At 57.1% G+C, this 1,602-nt stretch carries 2 rRNA genes; both read left to right on the forward strand.

Features of this window, described 5'->3' with window-relative positions:
- Nucleotides 1-1,392: ribosomal RNA gene (locus tag ACGFYH_RS37325) — 23S ribosomal RNA — on the forward strand; the annotation flags it as partial.
- A 93-nt stretch (nt 1,393-1,485) separates the two neighbouring features.
- Nucleotides 1,486-1,602, forward strand: a 5S ribosomal RNA gene (gene rrf / locus ACGFYH_RS37330).

Here is a 1,602-nt window from a genome sequence, read left to right on the forward strand (position 1 = left end):
TGAGACCTGATGCCGAGCCGATTGTGGTGAAGTGGATGATCCTATGCTGTCGAGAAAAGCCTCTAGCGAGTTTCATGGCGGCCCGTACCCTAAACCGACTCAGGTGGTCAGGTAGAGAATACCGAGGCGTTCGGGTGAACTATGGTTAAGGAACTCGGCAAAATGCCCCCGTAACTTCGGGAGAAGGGGGGCCACACCCGGTGACGAGTCTTGCACTCCGAGCTGGGGGTGGCCGCAGAGACCAGCGAGAAGCGACTGTTTACTAAAAACACAGGTCCGTGCGAAGCCGTAAGGCGATGTATACGGACTGACGCCTGCCCGGTGCTGGAACGTTAAGGGGACCGGTTAGCTCCATTTCGGTGGGGCGAAGCTGAGAACTTAAGCGCCAGTAAACGGCGGTGGTAACTATAACCATCCTAAGGTAGCGAAATTCCTTGTCGGGTAAGTTCCGACCTGCACGAATGGCGTAACGACTTCTCGACTGTCTCAACCATAGGCCCGGTGAAATTGCACTACGAGTAAAGATGCTCGTTTCGCGCAGCAGGACGGAAAGACCCCGGGACCTTTACTACAGTTTGATATTGGTGTTCGGTTCGGCTTGTGTAGGATAGCTGGGAGACTGTGAAGCCCGCACGCCAGTGTGGGTGGAGTCGTCGTTGAAATACCAGTCTGGTCGTGCTGGATGTCTAACCTGGGTCCGTGATCCGGATCAGGGACAGTGTCTGATGGGTAGTTTAACTGGGGCGGTTGCCTCCTAAAGAGTAACGGAGGCGCCCAAAGGTTCCCTCAGCCTGGTTGGCAATCAGGTGTTGAGTGTAAGTGCACAAGGGAGCTTGACTGTGAGACCGACGGGTCGAGCAGGGACGAAAGTCGGGACTAGTGATCCGGCGGTGGCTTGTGGAAGCGCCGTCGCTCAACGGATAAAAGGTACCCCGGGGATAACAGGCTGATCTTCCCCAAGAGTCCATATCGACGGGATGGTTTGGCACCTCGATGTCGGCTCGTCGCATCCTGGGGCTGGAGTCGGTCCCAAGGGTTGGGCTGTTCGCCCATTAAAGCGGTACGCGAGCTGGGTTTAGAACGTCGTGAGACAGTTCGGTCCCTATCCGCTGTGCGCGTAGGAGTCTTGAGAAGGGCTGTCCCTAGTACGAGAGGACCGGGACGGACGAACCTCTGGTGTGCCAGTTGTCCTGCCAAGGGCATGGCTGGTTGGCTACGTTCGGGAGGGATAACCGCTGAAAGCATCTAAGCGGGAAGCCTGCTTCGAGATGAGGACTCCCACCCCCTTTGAGGGGTTAAGGCTCCCAGTAGACGACTGGGTTGATAGGCCGGATCTGGAAGCACCGTGAGGTGTGGAGGTGACCGGTACTAATAGGCCGAGGGCTTGTCCTCAGTTGCTCGCGTCCACTGTGTTGGTTCTGAAACCACGAACAACCCGCCCCCTATTGGTCATAGGGGGGCGGCTGGTTGTCTGTTTCATAGTGTTTCGGTGGTCATAGCGTAGGGGAAACGCCCGGTTACATTTCGAACCCGGAAGCTAAGCCTTACAGCGCCGATGGTACTGCAGGGGGGACCCTGTGGGAGAGTAGGACGCCGCCGAAC

The sequence above is a fragment of the Streptomyces sp. NPDC048392 genome, from assembly GCF_043200575.1.
Taxonomy (GTDB): domain Bacteria; phylum Actinomycetota; class Actinomycetes; order Streptomycetales; family Streptomycetaceae; genus Streptomyces.